Annotated in this window: 15 protein-coding genes; 10 read left to right on the top strand and 5 right to left on the bottom strand. The window is 27.0% G+C overall.

The genetic code is table 4. The annotated features are described in order from the left end of the window. Positions 1–43 precede the first annotated feature (43 nt). The 3 genes from STIUS_RS01025 (at position 44) to STIUS_RS01035 (ending at position 4,942) form a co-directional block, all read left to right on the top strand. Positions 44–1,279 carry a hypothetical protein gene (locus tag STIUS_RS01025; RefSeq protein WP_162649423.1) on the top strand — a complete coding sequence of 412 codons (1,236 nt, stop codon included), beginning with the start codon at positions 44–46 and terminating at the stop codon, positions 1,277–1,279. 142 nt (positions 1,280–1,421) lie between these two features. Next, on the top strand, positions 1,422–4,118 hold the full coding sequence (locus tag STIUS_RS01030; protein ID WP_162649425.1) for a DEAD/DEAH box helicase family protein: 2,697 nt from the start codon (positions 1,422–1,424) through the stop codon (positions 4,116–4,118). A gap of 95 nt (positions 4,119–4,213) precedes the next feature. Further along, on the top strand, positions 4,214–4,942 hold the full coding sequence (locus tag STIUS_RS01035; protein WP_162649427.1) for a hypothetical protein: 729 nt from the start codon (positions 4,214–4,216) through the stop codon (positions 4,940–4,942). A gap of 61 nt (positions 4,943–5,003) precedes the next feature. On the opposite strand, the gene STIUS_RS01040 is transcribed toward STIUS_RS01035, so the two are convergent. From STIUS_RS01040 to STIUS_RS01055, 4 genes are all read right to left on the bottom strand, one after another. Then, on the bottom strand, positions 5,004–5,816 hold the full coding sequence (locus STIUS_RS01040; protein ID WP_162649428.1) for a sulfite exporter TauE/SafE family protein: 813 nt from the start codon (positions 5,814–5,816) through the stop codon (positions 5,004–5,006). Positions 5,817–6,014: 198 nt separating this feature from the next. Further along, positions 6,015–6,917 (bottom strand): N-acetylmuramic acid 6-phosphate etherase, encoded by a 903-nt coding sequence (gene murQ, locus STIUS_RS01045; protein ID WP_162649430.1) that lies wholly within the window; start codon positions 6,915–6,917, stop codon positions 6,015–6,017. Between the two features lie 17 nt (positions 6,918–6,934). Further along, a complete protein-coding gene (locus STIUS_RS01050) occupies positions 6,935–8,635 on the bottom strand; it encodes a PTS transporter subunit EIIC (RefSeq protein ID WP_162650034.1) in 1,701 nt (566 codons plus the stop codon). Positions 8,636–8,729: 94 nt separating this feature from the next. Beyond that, positions 8,730–9,506: a MurR/RpiR family transcriptional regulator gene (locus STIUS_RS01055; protein WP_162649432.1), complete on the bottom strand. Its 777-nt coding sequence runs from the start codon at positions 9,504–9,506 to the stop codon at positions 8,730–8,732. A gap of 95 nt (positions 9,507–9,601) precedes the next feature. Between STIUS_RS01055 and STIUS_RS01060 the strand changes: the two genes are divergently transcribed. After that, positions 9,602–10,573 (top strand): hypothetical protein, encoded by a 972-nt coding sequence (locus tag STIUS_RS01060; protein ID WP_162649434.1) that lies wholly within the window; start codon positions 9,602–9,604, stop codon positions 10,571–10,573. Positions 10,574–10,596: 23 nt separating this feature from the next. On the opposite strand, the gene STIUS_RS01065 is transcribed toward STIUS_RS01060, so the two are convergent. After that, complete coding sequence (locus tag STIUS_RS01065; protein WP_162649436.1) at positions 10,597–11,349, bottom strand: hypothetical protein; 753 nt, start codon at positions 11,347–11,349, stop codon at positions 10,597–10,599. A gap of 100 nt (positions 11,350–11,449) precedes the next feature. On the opposite strand from STIUS_RS01065, the gene STIUS_RS01070 reads away from it, so the two are divergent. The 6 genes from STIUS_RS01070 (at position 11,450) to STIUS_RS01090 (ending at position 19,420) form a co-directional block, all read left to right on the top strand. Then, on the top strand, positions 11,450–12,220 hold the full coding sequence (locus tag STIUS_RS01070; RefSeq protein WP_162649438.1) for an MIP/aquaporin family protein: 771 nt from the start codon (positions 11,450–11,452) through the stop codon (positions 12,218–12,220). Between the two features lie 109 nt (positions 12,221–12,329). After that, positions 12,330–14,210, top strand: coding sequence for a DUF2075 domain-containing protein (locus STIUS_RS01075; protein ID WP_162649439.1), 1,881 nt, complete (start codon positions 12,330–12,332; stop codon positions 14,208–14,210). 56 nt (positions 14,211–14,266) lie between these two features. Continuing rightward, positions 14,267–14,392, top strand: coding sequence for a hypothetical protein (locus tag STIUS_RS03755; protein WP_256365774.1), 126 nt, complete (start codon positions 14,267–14,269; stop codon positions 14,390–14,392). Between the two features lie 66 nt (positions 14,393–14,458). Next, on the top strand, positions 14,459–15,616 hold the full coding sequence (locus STIUS_RS01080; protein ID WP_162649440.1) for an HNH endonuclease: 1,158 nt from the start codon (positions 14,459–14,461) through the stop codon (positions 15,614–15,616). Positions 15,617–15,618: 2 nt separating this feature from the next. Continuing rightward, positions 15,619–17,298 (top strand): ATP-binding protein, encoded by a 1,680-nt coding sequence (locus tag STIUS_RS01085; RefSeq protein ID WP_162649441.1) that lies wholly within the window; start codon positions 15,619–15,621, stop codon positions 17,296–17,298. 1 nt (position 17,299) lies between these two features. Continuing rightward, positions 17,300–19,420: a Z1 domain-containing protein gene (locus tag STIUS_RS01090; protein WP_162649442.1), complete on the top strand. Its 2,121-nt coding sequence runs from the start codon at positions 17,300–17,302 to the stop codon at positions 19,418–19,420. The last annotated feature ends 13 nt before the right edge of the window (positions 19,421–19,433 follow it).

The raw sequence follows: 19,433 nt of genomic DNA on the forward strand, positions 1-19,433 counted from the left end.
CAAACTCAAAAAATTTTGAAGTTATAATATTATGAGGTAAATTATGATTAAGAATTTTTTAGGATATAAATTAACGACTTTACAAACAACAGTCAATGAATTTAAAAATACAAGTAGCTACACATTATTAAAGTTAAATGAGACTATCTTTTTTCCAACTATTGCTGGACAAGTTTGTGACTTAGGATTTGTTGTTCACAATGAACAAAAATATGCAATTTTGGATTTACAACTTGTTGATGATGAGGTCATACATAAAGTTGAATTAATCACAGATTTAGTAGTAGGTGATTCAATTGTATGTGAGTTAAATATTAAACATCGCAATTTTGTAAGTGCAAACCATACAGCAGCTCATCTATTTTATGACACAGTTATTGAAGATTTCCCTGATAGTCAAGGTCAAGGATATTTTAATAATGAACGTACAATTCGTTTAGATATGTCTATAAAACAAAAAATTGATAGTAAAGAAGTTGCTAAAATCACAAAGCGAGTAATTGATAAAATTGGTAAAAAGGCTCAAAAGATTGAACTTTTTACAACCAAACAAATAGCTCAAAATGAATGAGGTTTATCAACTGATTTCAATGAGAAATCATTGGGAGATGACGTTCGTATTGTTAGGTTTGGTGATATCTCTACCCAACTTTGCAGTGGTACTCATATTAATAACACTAGTGAAATTGAACTATTTTGTATTTTTTCAATTGAGAAAAAAGGTAATAATATTTATCGTTTCTATGCAGCTACTACAAAAGAAAATTTAGATAAGGAAGTAAAACTTCAGCAAGCTGAACAACACGCAGAACTTGAAATTTTAATGAATAAATATAAAACAGCTAAAATTAAAAGTTCAACTGTTACTAAGTTATTAGAAGAATGTCAGTTGAATTTAAAAGAATATAAAATTATTTTATGAAAAGAAAATCTTTCAAAATTAAAAATTACAGTAAATGATCTTTTAGTTGAGCATGACAAAAAACGTAGACAACAATTAATTAATAAGTATATTAATGTTAAATTTGAAAATAAAGAAGATATCAACTATGCATCAATTAATGATGATGAAATTTCTATAAAAGATGCACAGCAAATTGCAGATATTATCTTAAAAAATAATCCTAATAGTGTTATTGAGTTCATTAATCTTAAAGATAAAACATACTTATGTAAAAGTAACTCGATACGTTCTGCAATAGAAATTATGCAAAAAAAAGAATTTAATGTCAAAGGTGGAGGAACACCAAAAGTTGCTCAAGGTAAAATTATTAATTAATAGTGAAACATTAATTTTTATTTCAATTAATAAGAAGATAAATACCTTAATAACTAGAATCAGATTGTTTTTGGTTTTAAGGTATTTTTTATGTCAAAGAACTATTTTTGATAAAATATATACACACAAAGGGGTATAGTTTATGTTTTTTACTAATCAAGATACTCAACAACTATTAACTGAATTTAAATTCGCAATGCGTGAAGCCCATGAAATTAATTTGATTTATCCTTTCATCTCTAAGAGTATGTTAAACAAATTAACAGAAGAATTTGACTACTGCTTGTCAAAAAACATTTTAATAAATATCATTACAACAACTTTTGATCATCAAGCAAAATTTAATGATTTGTATGAATTAAAAAAACTTCAACTTAATTATCCAAATATACATATTAAAGTTGAAGATAACTTAGAAAGACATAGCCAGCGAATTCATATAAAAGCTGCTATTTTTAAAAACTACCAGGAAACTAGTGTCATAATAGGATCTTCTAATTTAACTTACAAAGGGATCATGACGGGTAGGGAGTGAAATATTAAATTAACATCTGAAACAAACTTTGAACTTGTACAACAAATGTCTACAGAGTTTGAGCGTCTTTGAGAAGAACCGTTAGTTGATTTTAAAGATGATATTGAACGAGAAAAACTATTAAAGCAACTTCAATTGAACCAAATTAATCAATATAAAAACAGTTCAGTTGATGAATTTGTTCAACCACGTCGATTTTTGTTTAAGTTTCAAAAAGAGATAATGCAAAGTTTAGCTTATCGCCGTTTTCAAAACAAACATAAACACTTAATTACTATGGCTACAGGGACAGGTAAAACGACTGTTGCTGCGTTTGATTATAAAAAATTAACAGAACAAAATCTTAAGCCTGTTAAACTTCTATTTTTAGCCCATCAAAAAGAAATAATTGATCAAGCAATTAATACATATCGTCAGGTTTTAGAAAACAGACAATTTGGTGATGTTTTATATGACGGTAAAATTCTTAGTGAAAAACCAACTCACTTGTTTGCAACAATCCAATCTTTGGCAAATAAATTGACAGAGTTTCAACCAAATGATTTTGATGTAATTGTATTTGATGAGGCGCATCATTTAGCTGCCAATAGTTTTGATAAAGTTTATAATTATTTTAAACCCCAAGAAATTCTTGGTTTAACAGCAACGCCTGAACGTGAAGATAATCAAGATATTAAAAAGTATTTTGATAATGAAATTGCTTATGAGTTACGCCTGTGAGATGCAATTCAACAAAAACTACTATCACCATTTGACTATTTTTGTATTGACGATTCTCAAACGAACTTATTGGGAACAAACTTAACTTCGGATCGAGAGGTATTTAAAAAAATTAATACTACGTCAAGAAACAAATTACTATTTTCAACAATTGAAAAGTATTTAGGTATTTATGCTCGACCAACTTGTTTAATTTTTTGCGCAACAGTTGAACATGCAAAAATTGTTGCAAATTACTTACAAACCAAACACTTAAAAGCAACATATCTTACTTCTGAAAATACTTCAGATCGTAAAAGAATTTTGCATGAGTTTCAAACAGGGCGAATTAATTATTTATGTGTTGTAAATATATTTAATGAAGGAATAGATATTCCAGAAATTGATACCATTATTTTGCTTCGCCCAACAAATTCAAAAACTGTTTATCTACAACAATTGGGAAGGGGTTTACGTAAAACTGAATTGAAATCAAGATTAGAAGTTTATGATCTAATTTCAAATATTGATCAAAAGTATGATTTAACAATTGGACTAAGAAATTTGTTTGCTCCGAATGTGCAAAAGTTAGAACATGAAAAGCTTGAATTGCAATTGCCATATGATTCAACTATTATTCTAGAAAAAAATACACACAAATTAATTTTAAAAAGTTTACAACGTTGATATAAAAGTAAAACTCTTTTAAAACTACAAGTTATTGAATATTATGGATTATATAAAAAAGATACGTTAACAAAAATATTAGAAGACAATCATCTAACTTTACATGAGTTTTATAATAGTCTTGATGAATTAATGTTTAATGTTGCTTATTCAAATTCAAAGTTTAATTCAGCAAATAATCAAACTAACCGTAACAAAAATATTATTAAGCAATTTATATTTTTAAATAATTATCATATTATTAATTACTTTTATAATCGTTTAACAGAAAAATTAAAACAAAAAGATATTAATCTTGATTATGACAATTTATTAGTTACTTGTTTTTTATATGAAATTACAAGTATGGAAAGATTCTTAAAAATTTATCCCAACTATTTAGATATTCCAGATTTGGTTGATCATTTTATTGGAACACACAAAATGATTGTTAAAGAATTAATTATGATATTAAGATATAAACTTGAACATGAGAACTTAATTTTTAGTTCAACTAAAGATTTATTATTAATTGATTGTGTATACACAGTTAAGCAAATTTTAGCTGTTGTACAACGAACAAATTTCTTATGATATCGTGATAATTTAAAAATACTTACCTTTCAAGCGGGTTTTTTAACTTTTGATAATTCTAAACAAATTATTCTTGCTGATGAGGGTGGACAAGAATACGGAAAAATGACTAAATATGATCAAGCAAATAATAAATTTTATTGATCGTTACCAGAAAAAATGACAATAAAAAATAAAATAATTAAGGATTTTAACAATCTTGAAATAACTAAATATTTATTTATTCATGATCAACAAAACTATGAGTTGAAACATTTATTTACAAAGTTATACAAACATGTAGGGGTAGGAACTTTTAGTCAAATGCTTGTTGACAAATATTTAACCGTTGAATTTGATGTTTAGGGATGAATTATGTTTCAAAATTAATTAACAAAAAATGTGTTAAATATTATTGCTTTTTTCTGCATTTTTGAAATAATTAATAAAAGGGTTTTTTTATGTTTAAAGATAAAATTGAGGCAAAAAAATATTATTTATCGTTTATTTTAATATTATGAATAATAATAACAATTCTAGGAACAATTCTAATGACAAATGCCAATGAAAAGTTATATATTCCAGGAGATATTTATCCTAGCGACCAAGCTGCTTTACATTTAAACTTTTTTTCAATCAATAACTTATTTAAATTAAATTATGTAACTGGAGCAGCAAAAATTAATACAGATGGTGTAGCAATTGGTGGGATGATAACAATTATTTCTTTTTCAATATTTACTATTATTTCAAGTTGATTTTATGTTTATTATGTAAAAATAGACATAAAAAAATCTTATTTAGTACTTAATGTTGTTCCAATTGCTATAGTAGTTATGCTTTCAATATTTATATCAAGATTAAATAATATGACTACAGCTATTGATATAAATGGCATGCAATCATCAGTTGATTTTTTAATAGGTGATATTAATGATGTTCTAATTGTAATTTCAAATGGTAAGGAATATTACTATTGAACTAATAGTTTGGTTGGAAATTATGTTTATACATTGGGTCATGCGTCGCCAGCCAAAATTATTATTAACATTATTGGATGTACCAATTGAGTATCATTTATTTTTATTGCAATACGAGTTGATAGAGAAAACAAGAAAGATAAAAAAAGAAAAATGGATGAAAATTTAATTGAAATTGCAAAAAATATGCAAGATCAAAATAATCAGTAAAATGAATAATAATAAAACCACAATTTAATATTGTGGTTTTATTATGTAAATTATTTCTATTCTAAAACAAGTCAATAATCATTTTTAGAACTGATATTCAAATTAAAGATATTAATATTCATTTAATTATTATTTCATTTTTTATATATTTTTTCACAAACACAACAATTACTGAACCAATAATCACACCAATTGTCATTGGCAATATATAGTTAATCATTATTTCTGTATTTTGAAACATTGAATAATTAATTATTATATTTACTAAAGATGTACAAGCAATAATGATATGAGAAATAGGAGCAGAACCTTTCATTGATAATCCAACTCACAACAAAAGTAGTGGCATTAGTATTGGGCCTCCACCCATACCAGTAATTGCAGTAATAAGAGATCCAAGAATTATAATGGTAATTAATTTAAACAAGTTAATTGAGCTATCTTTAGTTCTTATTGTGTATCAATTAGAACTAACAACTATATTGTTATCTTTATGTTTAAACACATACTCAGAAAGTATCAATAGAATAGTTACTATAATTAAAAATATTATTACAATGATTTGAGATATTGTTTCACTAATCAAATCTGATAAATAATTTCCTAGTAGAACAAATGGTATTGAAAATACTAGTGAAATTCCGATTACAAGGAAACTTATTTCTTTTCTAATTAACCCAAATATAACGTTAAATAAAGACCCAACAAATACTAGAACTGTTGAAATAAATTTAATATCAGATCCTTCATTGCTTAACAACATTGTTAATAGTGGTACAAATAATACACCTCCACCAACTCCAGATATTGAACCAAGTGAAGATATTAATATTGCTCCAAAAAATAATATAGGTATTAAGATAAATAAGCTCATGTTATCTATTTATTCTATTGAATACCATTCAAGTGATTGTTGTAGATACAAATAGTAAAACAGAAGTAATCCAAAAGGGTAGTGCTAAATTAATAGTTATTAATCCAAAAATTATAACGCCAATAATGAAGAACAATATTGATATTAGAAACATTATTAATACTAAATTACGTTGTCAAAGTTTTAAATCACTTAACATTAATTTATTACTTTCCTTAATACATTGTCATTACTTTCTAATGCTTTTTTAGCTTCTTCAACTGTAATATTTTTTGATAGTACAACAATTGCTAATTTACAATCTCAGTTACATTCTTCTAATGTAGATTTGATTTTAGCTTCATCTTTAATATTTGTTATTTCTTTTACAATACCAATTGTACGAGAAACCAATTTTTCGTTTGTAGCTTTTAAATCAACCATTAAGTTATCATATACTTTTCCTAATTTAATCATTAGGGTAGTTGATATCATGTTTACAACCATTTTAGTTGCAGTACCTGACTTCATTCTAGTTGAACCAGTTACAACTTCAGGACCAGAAACTATTTCAATAATGTGATCTGTATATTGTCTGAATTCTGAATTAGAAGTCATACTTAATCCAATAGGAAGTGCTCCAACTGATTTTGCATATTCCAATGCAGAAATACAATAAGGTGTTCTTCCAGAAGCTCCTATAGCAATAACTGAGTCATTTTTATTAAAGTTATAATTCTTTAGATCATCAATAACTAGTTGCTTATCATCTTCTGCTCCTTCAATAGGTAATCTTAGAGCTTTATCTCCTCCAGCCATTAGACCAAAGATTTTATCACCCACACCATATGTTGGTAGCATTTCAGAAGCGTCAAGTACTCCAATACGCCCTGAAGATCCAGCTCCAACATAAAATAGTCTTCCATTAGTTTTAAATGATTTTTCAAATATTAAATCTATGATAGTTGCAATTGTATTGATTTCTTTTTCAATTGCAATTGCAATTTTTTTATCTTCACTATTGATAGTTTTTAAAACTTCAACAGTTGTTTTTAAATCTAAACCTTTTGAGTTTTGATTTCTTTTTTCAGTGTCAATATTTTTTAAGTTTATTTTATTCATGTGTATTATTCAAAAAGTTATTCAACTTTTTGTCCTTTTAATTCTAATTTTTGAGTGTCAGTTAATTTATTTCATCATACAAATCATGAAACAAATATTCCAACGATTGTTAGAAATGCAATTGTTCAACCAATTTTTTTACCAATGTTTATATCTGATTTATAAATTTCTTTTGTTTTATTTGAGCCATTAGATGCAATTTTTGAATAAGCAAACATTACAAACATAGCTCCTAAGAAGTATGTCAATATTACTGCAGATAAATATACCATTACTCCAACTAAAACATTACCATCAACTGTAGTCATCATAATTGTTGCAACTAATCCACCTGGACCAGTAGGAGCGTTCATACCTAATTGAACTCCACCTCATAAACTAATAGCTCCAATGTAGAATCCACCGAAGGCTGCTGTTATACAAGAAACTACGAATGGTTTAATTCTTGGAAGTGAAACTCCATAAATCAAGGGTTCACCAATTCCTAAGAAACCAGGAATAATAGCACCTGAAATTTGTTTTCTTAATAATGAATCTTTTTCTGCCATTATGTATAAACCAATGGCTACTCCAACTTGTGAAGTTCCACCCATTGCTAAGATCGGGAACAATCCATTAACTCCAGTTTCAGCAATTAATGCAAAGTAGATTGGTAAGAATCCTTGGTGAACTCCAAATACTAGTGCAAATAAGAATATACCTGCAAGTATTGAAGCACCAAATGGGTTTGTATATAGGTTGTTAAATAATCAAGTAATACCAGTAAACATATATCCAGCAACAGGAATAATTAAAAACAAGTTAATCATTAGCATTATGAATATAACTATTACAGGAGTTAAGATTGTATCTAATGCTCCAGGCATAATTTTTCTAAATTGTTTTTCAACAAAGATAGTTGTACCTACAGCAATCATTGCTCCAATTAGTCCAGCATGTGGGGCACCTAATGAAGCAACACTTGGGGTAGTAGTTGATCAAGTTATGAATCCAACTGTTAACCAGTTCTTTTCAATATTATTTATTGTTATTCCTAAGAAGTTATAAACTCCATCAGTTCCACCAATAAATAATCCTGCCATCGCAGCACCAGCGAAAGGTGTATAGACTGCAGCAATCATTGCTCCAATACCAGGATTTCCACCTCATTCTTCTGCCATTCTTCAACCAACAGCAATTATAAATACGTTTGTTAATAAAGTTAACATTATACTTAAAACACCGTTTCAGGCTTTTAATGTATCGTGTCCAGTAAAATCTCCGTTAACTGTTGAAGATAAGATACCTGCAATCCCAGTTAATAATCCTGCACCAATAAATGCTGGAATTAATGGGGTAAATACTTTTGATATTTTTGCTAAGAAAGTTTGTACGCCGCTTTTTCCGCGTAATTTATTTTTAGTCTCAATAGCAACTTCGGCAGCTGTTTTATTTTGAGATGCATCTAAATTTTCATTTATTGTTTCACTACTTTGAATTGACACAATTTTTGAAAATTCTAATGCAACTTTATTTACAAAACCAGGACCAAGTACTATTTGGTATTCTTCACCTGCAACTATTAAACCTAATACTCCATCAACTTTTTTTAAATTTTCTTTTTCAAAGTTGGGTTTAGCTTTAACACGCAAACGAGTCATGCAATTTGTATAAGAAATAATGTTTTCTTCACCAATTACGTTTTTGATGTCTAATGCGACATCTCTTGCTTTTGCCATATGTATTCTCCTTACAATATCATTTTCATTGATAATGAAATAAAGACAACAAAATGTTGTCTTATAAAAAATAGTTCCAAAATATGAAACTAATTTAGTAAATATTATTTTTTAATATTGAATTATATTTTTCAATATCACTTGAATATATTAATATTGTTAATTTAAATACAATATAAAACATTGAAGTTCTGGACTTAAAAGCCATTATCTTTACAACTGAATCAGAACTATCAGTAAATAATTTAATATCACTCAAAGCAGAAAGGGTATTTTCACTTTTTCTAGTAATAGAGGTAATTGTTACATTTCTTTCTTTTGCAGCTTTTGCAATCTTAATAGTTTCTTTAGTTTCTCCAGAATAACTTAATATTATTAATAAATCATCTTTAGTTGAATTCACTAATTTAACATACATTAAATGCGTATCAGTTGAAAAAGAAGTTTTGAAACCAAATCTTTCTAAACGAGTTTGTAATTCATAAGCTACAGAATTGTTTCCACCAATTGCATGAATATAAATAGTATTTGCTTTTTTAATTTCTTTTATTAAATCCAAGAATATTTGATCGTCATTTAAAGATGAAGTAACTTGAATTGGTTTTATCATTATTTCTTCTTCAATTTGTTTTGGAGAAATTTTTGTATCAAATGATTGATCTTCATTTAACAAAATATATTTAAATTCTTTAAAACCATCAAAACCATGAGCTGTAAAGAAACGTGTAATTCCTGATTTAGAAATGAAGCTTTCCTTTGCAATTTCATTAATATCTAAACTTTCATGTTTAGATAATTTATTATAAATTGTTTGTAACAATATTTCATTTTCTTTATTTTCAATTAAAAATTGATATGCTGATTTTTTCATTAGGTACCTATTTGTAAATTATATAATAGTTAATTTTAATTTACTTGCATACATATATAAATTCTAATTTAATAAATTAAAAGTATAATTTCAATATGAAAAGATACTTAGCTCACGAAATTCCAAAATGGTTATTAAAAGAATATATTGATTATTTTTTGAAAAATAAGAAAAATGTTAAAGGGATTTTTTTTGATAATGACACCATCAAAATAAATGACGTAAATAATGAAACAATAAATTATTGAGCAACAACGGAGGGAATTTATTCAAAATTCCAAATTGATAATGACTCAACTAAATATCTAGAAAAAATTTGATCGGAGATTGAAAAGTCAATTTATGATATTAATTTCAAATTACTTAATTATCCTAATTATGAGCTTTCTATTAATGAATCGGAATTATTTTTGGCATTTTTTTCAATTATTGAATACAGAATAAAGTTTGAAAATTTCACAAAGATTAGTTGAAATAAATTTGATAGGGAATTTAAGTATAAATACACATTAAAAAACTCTGATGTTGTAATTATAAAAACTGGAATAAGTCCGTCGGCAATTTATTTGAAAAGTGATGAGGTGTACATTGATGAGGGCAAACTTAAATGTATCTGGTTTAATGGGTATTTGGCAATATTGTTAAAAAAAGGCTTTCATTTAGAAGCAACATTAAGTGGCGAAAAATATAAAATTAATTTCATATCGAAAAAACATTTAGAAGAAAAGACTAATTTTTTTTGCGATTCAGAATATTTGGATTCTATTACAACAACAATTGATATTGTAAAAAAAACAACAAAAAAACAACCAGAACAATATTGAGATGAGTTGCGTGAATCATTTTTAATGTATATTTTTCTAAAACAAAACAGCAATTTTAGAAAAAATATGATGATGGAAAAAAGAACTGGAATTATTTATTCCGAAACTGAGAATGGTAGCATCGAAGAAATAATTAGAACTAGAGTTGCAAAAGAAAAAATAAATGAAAACAGTCCTATTTCTTTAAGGGCTAATCAAACATTAAATAAATTAATCCCATTCAATGTATTGAAAAAAAAGTAAAATACATTTTTAAAAAAAGTATTCTATTTTTGTAACATCTTAGCATATAAATTTTTGGGCAATTCCCTTATGGTTAGTTTGTCTCATTTTGAAGTTAATTTAATTAGATAATACAAAACAATATAAATTAAAATCCAAATATGCTCTTTAAAATGAAAATTTGATGTTCAAATTTGAGAATAGTTGTCTATTGTAAAAAATATTGTTCTATGTTCAAATATGTTTCTAGCATCTTTTATACCATCATTAAATATTGGATAGTTAAAATCATCAATAAATTCATTGTATTTTTTTTTGCTAAAACTTATGTTTTTTATCTTATTTTCGATAACTTCCCACTCTGTTTCATTAAACATATCAAATTCAAATTTATTATATTCTGATAACATAAAATTTAATGTTGTCGCCTTATCTAATAAGGAATAAATAAATAAAATAAATGACTTTATATTATGGTGGAGCGGCATATAAAATTTTGTTTCTTGAAAATTATTTAAAATATTATTACTTTGTTTTAAATATTCTTTGATGTATAGAAATGAAAATTTAAATTCAACCATTCATTTTTTGTTAAAAATTGATTTTTCATCAATAAGTAATCAATCGATAAACTCAAAAAAAACACTTTCCATTTCATTCACCATTTCAACAATTCCTGTTTCCCTTGAAAATTCTTCTGCTTCTTTTTGAGAACTATTTATACTAGTTCTTGAATTTAATTTTTTTAGATATTCATAGAAATAGTTAACTTTTCTCAAAAATAAATCTCTCATCATTTGTACCTCGTTTTTACTATTTTAAATTATTTATTATATAATTTAAAAAGTGATTTTATTTTTAACCTCACGTCAAACAAAATAAATAAGGAGTAAATTTATGACATTAACAACATTAATTCTTACAGAATTATTTGGTACAGCACTTCTAGTATTACTAGGGAATGCAATTGTTGCCAATGTAGTATTCAAAAAAACTAATGGTGAAAATTCTGGATGAACTGCTATTTCAATCGGATATGGTTTTGCAGTAGCAGTAGCTGCTTTCATTGCAGCATTATCTGGTGGAGCAGCTCACTTAAACCCAGCTGTATCTCTTGCAGTTTTAATTGGATCAAACTTTGAACCATTTGCTGGTGGAGAAGCATGATGAATAATCTTAGCTATTGCAGCTCAATTAGTTGGAGCAGTATTAGGACAAGTTTTATTAAACTTAGTATTCTTAAATTTCATTAAAGCTGCTATGAAATCTGGAGATGAATTCCAAGTAGCAAACGTACGTGGAATGCACGTTACAGGTATCAATGAAGAAGCAAACAGCAAATTGCCAGCATTACTTGCTGAGTTCTTAGGAACTGCAGTATTAGTTGCAATCGTTTGTGGATTTGCAGTTTCTGGGACTGCATTCGCAGCAGGAATTGGATCATTCGGACCATTATTAGTAGGACTTGCAATTATGATTGTAGGGTTTGGATTAGGTGGAACTACAGGTTTCGCATTAAACCCAGCACGTGACTTAATGCCAAGACTAGTTTACCAATTAATGCCAGGAACAAAAGTTAGTGCACAATGATCATATTCATGAGTACCAGTTGTAGGACCATTAGCTGCTGGAGCAGTTGTTGGACTAATCTTTAATTTAGCATTTTAATAATTAATACTTTAAAAACTAAATAATAACAAAAAATCGCTTAGGCGATTTTTTATATTCATTTCTAGGATACCAATTGATATAATTTAATTAATTAATACGAGATAATATGATAATTTACAGAAATACAAAAGAAGGTTTTATTAAAGATATATTAAATGGAAATACGTCAGATATTATTTTAGAAAATTTTAAAAAGCATGGAATAGCCGGTGGTGGATCAAGTGAATATAGATCTTGAAATAATTCATTAGAACATATGAACACAATAATTTCTAATACCCTAATGCCAAATGATGTAATGGTTTACATTGAGTATGGCATTCCATCGCTGAACAAAAGGGTTGACTTTTTAATTTCTGGAAAATCAAAAGATAATAAAAATACAATAATTTTCATTGAATTAAAACAATGACAAAAAGCAGAAGTAGTTTTAGAAAAACATGGTATTGTTAAAACTGCTTTAGGTGGAGGATTAAGAGAAACAACTCATCCTTCATATCAAGTAACTAGTTATATTGATTATATGAAAGACTACTCTAAAATTTTAAGCAATGAAGAAATTAGATTACTTCCTTGTTCGTTCTTACATAACTATAATGAATCAAAAACTGAACCAATATTAAATGTTATATATAAAGAAATATTGGACAAAGCCCCTGTATTTTTTAGAAACGATAGATTAGAAATGATCAAATTTATTAATGAGAATATTTCATTAAGTGACGATAGTAACTTATTTGAAGCAATTGATAAGGAAGATAGAAAACCTTCAAAGTCATTAATTGATTATGCTGGCGGAATGCTTAAAGGTAATAAAGAGTTTGTTTTATTAGATACTCAAAAAGTTATTTATGAAGAATGTTTGCTATTAAGTAAAAAAACAAATGAACACAAAAAGAAAGTTTTAATTATTAAGGGTGGACCTGGTACTGGTAAAACTGTATTGGCTTTTAATCTTCTTTCAACTATGCTGCGAGATGGTTTAAATGCAAAGTATGTTTCTAAAAACTCATCATTGAGAGATGTTTTTAAAGATAAGGTTGCATCAAATAAAGATATTAAAGAGTTTAATAAAAGCAGAATGAATACCTTATTAATGGGATCTGGTTCATTTATTGAAAGTAATTGAAATGAATATGATTGTTTAATTGTGGATGAAGCTCAAAGATTAAATTTGAAATCAGGTATGTTTAAAAATAAAGGTGAAAATCAAATTAAGGAAATAATTAATTCATCTAGATTACCAATATTTTTTGTCGATGATAACCAAGTAGTTACAAGTAGTGATATAGGTAGTGTTGATGCCATTGTAAATGTTGCAAAAGATATAAATATTTCAGAAGAACAAATAATAATTATGGAATTAGATTCACAGTTTAGATTAAATGGTTCAAATGGATACTTACAATGAATCGATAATGCATTATGTATAAAAGAAACTCCGGTAAATATATTAGACAAAAACGAAATAAATTATGATTTCAGAATTTATGATGATGTGTTAAATATGTATCAAAACGTTTATAAATTAAATTCTAAAAATAATAAATCTCGTGTAATGGCTGGATATTGTTGAGATTGAAAAAGTAAAAACAATAAAACTGTTAATGATATTGTTATAGGTAATTTTGAAAAACAATGAAACCATAATACAACCTGATCTATAGAAAAAAACTCAATTGATCAAATTGGTTCAATACATACAGCCCAAGGATTAGAGTTTGAATATGCCGGAGTAATAGTTGGCGATGATCTAGACGTAGTTAATGGAGCGTTGGTTGCAAACTTTGAAAGCAAGGCAAAAACAGATCAAACACTAAAAGGTTTAAAAGCTCTTATTAAAGAAGGTGACTCAGAAGCTATTAAAAAATCTAGTGATATCATTAAAAATACTTATAGAGTTTTATTGACTAGAGGTATGAAAGGAACTTTCGTATATTTTACAAATAAGAAAGTTGAGAAATATTTCAAGGAATTGATCAAATAATTTTAAAAATTAATTTACCAACTACAGGTTTCCCGGTAAATCCAGTACGTGATTTAATGCCAAGACTTATTTACCAAGTAATGTCTGGAACAAAAGCTAGTGCACAATGATCGTGCGCTTGAGTACCAGTCGTTGGACCATTAGCTGCTGGAGCAGTTGTTGGAGCATTATTCTTAATTTAATTTTCGCTAGTATTTAATGAATTCTATTTCTGTTAAAATAAAGTTAATTAAAAATTGAAGGAATATATGAATCAAAAAAATAAATATTTAAACTTTAATAACGGTGCTCAAATTTTAATGACTGATGAAAATTTTCAAAGACACCAACGTATGCTAAAAAATTCTTTCAAAAATTTATACTTAGGATTTTCGAAAGAATTTAAATTAACTGGAGTTGAATCTTTTATTAGTTTAGATTCTGAATATAATTTCGAAAAAACAGATTATATTGAATTTAAAAATGGTGATATTAATCACAGGGTGTATCTTAGGGAAATAAAAAATTCCGGTCAGAAAGATGTACACAAAAAAAGAATACATATTGAACCAAAAATGTATTGTGAAAATAAAATTGTAAGTGTAATCGGACTTCTTTCTTTGGGTAACGAAACGCTATATTGCGTTACTGATTACTTAAATGAATATATCGAAAGTAAATTTATTAAAACTGATAATTCATTAAAAAATAATTCATCACTTTGAATAAATCAAGAAGATATGATGCTTGTCATTCAAAATAAGGAAGTTGATTTCTTTATAAATTCTCACGGTTCTTTAATGACAAAATCTATAAATATTGCAATCGAATCTTTCAATAAGAATAAGGAAATGATTGCTCCAAAACGAGTTTCAGCAGATCAAATTAACACTATAAAGGATAAAACTGATAAAAAATTAAAATCAAAAAATGATAATAATGTTGAGAAAGGGTTTGGGATAGATGATTTGTTTGATTTTATAATTGATGGTTCTTCAATAGTTCCTGATTTTGACTGAGAAAAATCAGTTGATATTGAAAATAATAATAAGTTAATTCGAAATAAAAATATTATTCAAGAATTAATTTCTTTAAATAATGAGTGCTTCAATTGCAAAACTAAGACTACATTTGATAGACGTAATGGTAATGGTATGCAATACTTTGAATTCCACCACTTCATTCCATATAACTATAGGGTACAAAAGAAATTTAAAAAGACCTTGGATTCAAAATTGAATATAATTGCTTTATGTGTTTCTTGTCATAAGGGATTACACCTTTCTTCAAGAGAAATTCAAGAAAAAATGATTATGAATATATACAAAAATAAAGTTAATGATGAATTCATTAAATACTACCCAAATATAAAAACAGATGAATTACTAAATATTTATTGAGAATTGTTTAATCAGGAGGAAAAATAAAAATGGAAAATAAAAATAGCAATTATAAAGCGCTGGATATTAGACCAAAAACCAGCATCTTTGAAACTTATAAAAAATATAACTATAAACCACATTTTGCGTTGGCTGAGTTTGTTGATAATTCAACAGCTAGTTTTTTTGATAATAAAGAAACATTAAATGAGTTTTACAGTTCTAAAGGCATTAATGGATTTCAATTAAAAGTTTATATTTTATACATAAAAAATGAAACTGGTTTAAAAATTCAAATTATTGATAATGCTTTTGGTATGGATAGCGCAAACTTCAGAAGGGCTATTGTTTTAGGGGAAAAACCCAAAATCAAAACTGGTAGAAATGAATTTGGCATGGGACTTAAAACTGCAGCAACTTGATTCGCTAATAAGTGATCAATTAAAAGTACTCAATTAGGTTCTAATGAAGAATACAGTGTTGTTATGGATATTGATAACATTGTCGAAACAGGTGTTGATAGTGTAAATGTGATTACAAACAGTGTAGATGAGAATAAACACTATACAATTTTGACTCTTGAAAAGTTAAATAAAACATTACCTAATAGAAATAAAAAAAACTTAATGAATTTATTAACTGGTATTTATAGAAAAGATATTTTAGATCAAAACATTAGTATTGTTTATGCAGAAAATATGGGTGGTAAATGAGAAGATGTTAATGGAAATAAATATGATAAATTTCAACATATACCACCATTTTCATATGAACCTGTAAAACCTAGAATTATTAAAGTTGGAGAATTACCAAATGTTGAGGAAGGAACTGTTTGTGTAAAACAAATTGATGAAACATTAGTGTTTAATGGGATATCTCACAAAATTACAGGTTTTATTGGTTTAAGGGACAAGGGAAGTAGAGCGCTGGCTGGATTTGCATTATTTAGAAGAGGAAGGGCCATTATTGGTGGTTTTGAAAATAATTATAGACCCAAAGAAATTTATGGAGATTCTGGTAGTTATACTTATCAAAGATTGTATGGAGATATTAATTTAGATAGTTTTCCAGTTAACCAAGCTAAAGACGGCTTTAGTTGAGATGACGGTTTAGAGGAGGCATTTATTGAAATGTTGATCCCCATTTGTAAAGAGTATAAATCTATAGCAAATAAATTAAGAGTAAATGAAGAATCTGCACATAACAATATTTCAATAGAACAAGCAAATGCTTCTAACCAAATATTGGAAAAAGTTTTAGGTGGAACAATTACTTCAATTGACAATTTAAAATCAAGCAATGATATTGCTCCGGAAATATTAGCAATGTATAGCGAAGATATAAAAGAATATAATAATAAACTTTCTTCGAAACATTTAGATTCAAAAATTGTATTCAAATCAGGTGATAAATTGAATATTGAGATGTTTTTCAAAATAAATACAAATCCAAATCCTAAAGAGTGATTAAACATATCTGTCTTAGATGAGGAGTTTAGACAATATAAATTTTCTTTAAATATTGAACATAAGTTCTTTAAACCGTTCTCAGAGAATTCAGAATTTATTATTTTCATTAAAGATTTTGCATCTGCGTATGCTGCATCAATAATTAAAAGTAGAGTTGGTTCACCAAGTAATATGGTAGATCCTATAAGTATTACAGATTCAATAAATAAATATTTAATTGCATTGGCAGAAGAACAAAACATGCAACAAGTAGAGGAATAGTGTGGGTACATTTTTAAATAAATTCATAGAGATTTATAACAATAAAATTGGAACTCAAGGAGTTGAAGAAATTGTTGATAAGTCTAACCAAATATTAGAGGCATCGCTAAAAAGCGATGGGTTTTTCAATAATGAAACTGGTCTATTGGTTGGTAAAGTTCAGTCTGGTAAAACTTCAAACTTCTTGGGGTTATCTGCAGCAGCCTTTGACAATGATGTAGATGTGATTTTTCTTATTGGTGGTGTCGACAATACATTATTTAAACAAAACATAAAAAGGGTTAAAGAGGTATTTTCGAATGTAAGAAGCAAATCTGGTATAAGCAGACTTTGTGAAATTAAATCGTCAAATGAATTAAAAAATTTTCACAGCATTACATTAGAAGGAAATAAAAAATTAATAGTTCCGGTTTTAAAAAATACAGATCATTTTAAATATGTAGTAAAGTTTTTAGAATATAATAAAGATTTTTTTAAATCTAAAAATGTAATTATAATTGACGACGAAGGCGATCAAGGATCTCTGGATGGTAATGCAGCTAGTGATAAAAGAACTAATAAAACAAAATGAAATCAATTAATATTAAAAATAAGAAGTAATCTTGAACATCATTTATATTTAACTGTTACGGCAACTCCTTACGCAAATTTCTTGTTGGACGAAATTGAAGTACTTTCACCAAATTTTATTAAAGTTTCTAAACCAGGAAAAGGATATATGGGACTAAACACATTTCATGATGATAATGAAAATATGATTGTTGAAGTTGATGATGATGAAGCTGAAGAATTAGGTATAAAAACAGAAAGCGATATTAATTGAACAAGTCCACCGGAATCATTGAGAACTGCAATTTCTTATTTTGTTTGAGCGTCACTTAAAAAGTTTGATATTAATAATGCTAATGAACCATTCGAAATGTTGGTTAATGCAAAAAGAGACATTGATGATCATAAATATATACGCAATTTAATTAGAGGATTTGTAAATGAACAAATAAAGTTTAGTAAATTAAATTGAACCGATTTAAGGTTTATTGGTACATTTAAAGATTTTGCTAATCTAGGATTTAAAATGCTATTTGGAAGAAAAATCGATATAAAATTGGATAAAGAACTGCTTGAAAATTTTTGCGAATTATTAAATTCTCTAAATATTGAAATGATAAATTCGTCAACTGAAACTGGCGTCAACATAGAATCTATAAAACAAAATTCTGATCTAGTTATTTATGTTGGCTCTGACTTACTTGGGAGGGGAATTACAATTGATAAGTTAATTGTTACTTATATAACTAGAAGTGCAAAAAGCAAAAACAATGCAGATACAACCTTGCAAAGAGCTAGGTGATTTGGTTATAGGGAAAAATATAAAGATGTAATTAAAGTTTTTATGACTAGAAAAATAATAAATTTCTTTGAAAGTATAAGCACAATGGAAGAAGAACTTTGATCGTCTTTAGAATTGGTAGATAATGGAAACATGTCAATTGAAGAATTTTCAGGAAGTTTGTTTTTATCTCTTCCAGAAGATCTGAGACCGGCTAGAAGTAATATAGCTAAAACTAAATACGTATCAGTTAGAAAGTGACAAAGACAAAACTCATTCTTTAAAACTTCAAAAGGAGAATTTAGTTTCACTGACATTATTAAAACTGGAGATGATTTTGAATATTTTGGACAGAAGAAGTTTTTTGTCAAAGAATTTAAAACGTGAGATGACTTCTCTGAGGTTTCTAATATCAATAATATAATTTTAGAAAAAATTAATTTAAAGCTAAGTTTCTTCAAACCTGATAGTAACTTTTTTAACAAAAAAGTTAAAGTAATATTATTTGAATCAAGCGACAGCAGACCTTACAAACGTTCTGTTAAAGAACTTGACAACTCAACTTTCTTCACACTGTTCGGTCGAGGTGCGGAAAAAGATCTCGATTTAAATAATGAAGATAAATATTTGGGTGATAGCAATTTACATATGTATAATTCTAATAAAGATATGATTCTAATTCAAATTCATAAACTTAATTTTGAGTTTAATTCTAAGGAACCTATTCCAGGTGTGGCTTACGCGCTTTATATACCGGGAATAGAAATTAGTGGGTATGAAAAGAGTAACTAAAAAAGGAAATTTC

Source organism: Spiroplasma sp. TIUS-1 (genome assembly GCF_010365785.1).
Taxonomy (GTDB): Bacteria; Bacillota_I; Bacilli_A; order Mycoplasmatales; family Mycoplasmataceae; genus TIUS-1.